At 71.9% G+C, this 2,171-nt stretch carries 3 protein-coding genes; 2 read left to right on the forward strand and 1 reads right to left on the reverse strand.

Features of this window, described 5'->3' with window-relative positions:
• The first annotated feature begins 129 nt into the window (after nt 1-129).
• Nucleotides 130-684, forward strand: coding sequence for a hypothetical protein (locus VFW24_11590; protein HEX5267406.1), 555 nt, complete (start codon nt 130-132; stop codon nt 682-684).
• A 7-nt stretch (nt 685-691) separates the two neighbouring features.
• Here the strand turns inward: VFW24_11590 and VFW24_11595 are convergent, their stop codons facing one another.
• Nucleotides 692-1,621 (reverse strand): sigma-70 family RNA polymerase sigma factor, encoded by a 930-nt coding sequence (locus tag VFW24_11595; GenBank protein HEX5267407.1) that lies wholly within the window; start codon nt 1,619-1,621, stop codon nt 692-694.
• A 136-nt stretch (nt 1,622-1,757) separates the two neighbouring features.
• On the opposite strand from VFW24_11595, the gene VFW24_11600 reads away from it, so the two are divergent.
• Nucleotides 1,758-2,108 carry an antibiotic biosynthesis monooxygenase family protein gene (locus VFW24_11600; GenBank protein HEX5267408.1) on the forward strand — a complete coding sequence of 117 codons (351 nt, stop codon included), beginning with the start codon at nt 1,758-1,760 and terminating at the stop codon, nt 2,106-2,108.
• The last annotated feature ends 63 nt before the right edge of the window (nt 2,109-2,171 follow it).

Consider the following 2,171-nt stretch of genomic DNA (forward strand, 5'->3'; position numbering starts at 1 on the left):
AGACGGGGATCACCCGTCTCGACCGCTTTGAAGGCGGCGGAGCCCACCAGGTGCTCGGACACCTCCGGAGAAGACGCTAGTCAGTGCCTCGTCAGGTTGGGTGTCACAGCCAAGGCCGATCATGGCCAGGTGCGAAGGACGAGAAGGTCCCCTGGCGCCGTCGCTCACCGCACTGCCCGGATCCGGCTGCGGGTCTCTCCGGCCCAGGCCCGGCGCTGCTTCGGCCTGCTGCGCTCGGCGGGGGACGTCTGGGCCGGACTCATTGATCTCAACGCGGTGCGCTTCCGCTGGGCTGGGCCACCGATCTTCGACTATCCGAGCCTGTGCCGCGAGCTGGCCGGTGCCGACGTGGGCGAGCTGTGGGCCACGGCCGCCCGCTCAGTGCTGCGCCGCTACTCGGAGGCCTGCTTCACCACCGCCCAGCGCAAGAAGGCGGGGGAGGCGGCCCGCTATCCCCGGCGCCGCCGGGGCCTGATGCCGGCGCGCTGGTACTCGGGGACCTTCCGGCTCGAAGGCCGGGGCCTGGCCCTGTCGGTGGCCCGGGGCTGCCCACCACTGGAGGTCCGCCTGGGCCGGGACCTGCCCTATCCGCCCGAGTCGGTGCGCTCGGTGAGTTTGGTGGTCGATGCCGGTCTTCACGGGGACGGCCGGCGAGGATCGGACAACAAGGCAAACGTTGTCTGAAGGGGCACTAGACGGTCAGCAGGTCGCGGGCGCCCGTCTCGGCCGAGGGGTGGCGGAGCTTGGACATGGCCCGGGCCTCGATCTGGCGGATGCGCTCCCGGGTCAGGTGGAAGTGCTCGCCGACCTCCTCGAGGGTGCGGGGCTCCCCGCGGTCGAGTCCGAAGCGCAGGCGGAGGATCTCCCGCTCCCGGTCCTCGAGGCTCTCCAGGAGCCGGGCCACCTCGCCCGGCAGCATGGCCACGGCGGCCTCGTCGAACGGCGAGGCAGCTCCGCGGTCGACGACCATGTCACCGAGCTCGGCGTCGGCGTCGTCGCGCAGGGGCTCGGACAGGGAAAGGGGCTCGGCCCGCATGAGCAGGGCCTCGGCCAGGCGCTCCTCGGTCATTTCCACCTCGCGGGCCAGCTCGGTCAGGGTGGCGGGGCGGCCCAGCCGCAGCGCGAGGCGGGCCTGGGACTTGCGGACCCGGGCCAGGGTGTCCCCGGCGTGGACCGGCAGCCGGATCGTCCGGCCCGTGTTGGCGATGCCCCGGGTGATGGCCTGGCGGATCCACCAGGTGGCGTAGGTGGAGAACTTGAAGCCCTTGCGCCAGTCGAACTTCTCGACGGCGTGCATCAGGCCCAGGTTCCCCTCCTGGATCAGGTCGAGCAGCGGCAGGCCCGAGGCCTGGTACTTCTTGGCGATCGAGACGACCAGCCGGAGGTTGGACTGGACGAACTCCCGGGTGGCGTCCTCCCCGGCCCGGGCGGCGCGCCGCAGCTCCCGGCGGCGGGTGGCGTCGGTCTCGGCGCTCAGCTGGCGGCGGGCGGCGTCACCGGCCTCGATGGCCTGGGCCAGGCGCACCTCGTCGTCCTTGGTCAGCAGCTCGTACTGACCGATGTCCGTCAAGTAGAGGCGGACCAGGTCCTCCTCGTCGCGCTCCACCCGTGCCTTGGCCAATCTCCGCCCCTCTTGTCCGGGTCGGCACTGGGCCCCCCTCCGCCGACACCCCTGTTATCGGCCGGCGGGGGCCCGGGATGACGGTGGGGACGCACAAAGTTCCAACAACAATCGGCGGCGGCCTAGCGTGCCGGGCGTGGCCCCGGTAGCTCCCGAACCTGACGCCGGCATCGAGCTGACCGTCGTCACCCTCGTGTTCGACACCCGGGCCGGGGACCCCGGCGCCGCCGAGCGCCTCCTCGGCGCGCTGTCCAAGTACGTGGTGCTGTCCCGCAACCATCCCGGGTGCCGCAACGTCGACCTCTGCGGATCGGTGACCGGGACGGGGCGCTACCTGATCATCGAGAAGTGGGACTCCCCCGCCAGCCAGCGCGCCCACTTCGACTCACCCGACATGGTCGAGATGGCCCGGGCGTGCGAGGGACTGCTCGAGCGCCGCCCCGAGATCGACCTCTTCGAGGGCATCTCCGCCCACGATCTCAAATAAATAGCGACGGGCACCGTCGTTCCCTCACGCCGGCCTCAGACGGCGGCCCGGGCCGCCGCGGTC

It is taken from the genome of Acidimicrobiales bacterium, from assembly GCA_036273495.1.
GTDB lineage: Bacteria > Actinomycetota > Acidimicrobiia > Acidimicrobiales > JAJPHE01 > DASSEU01.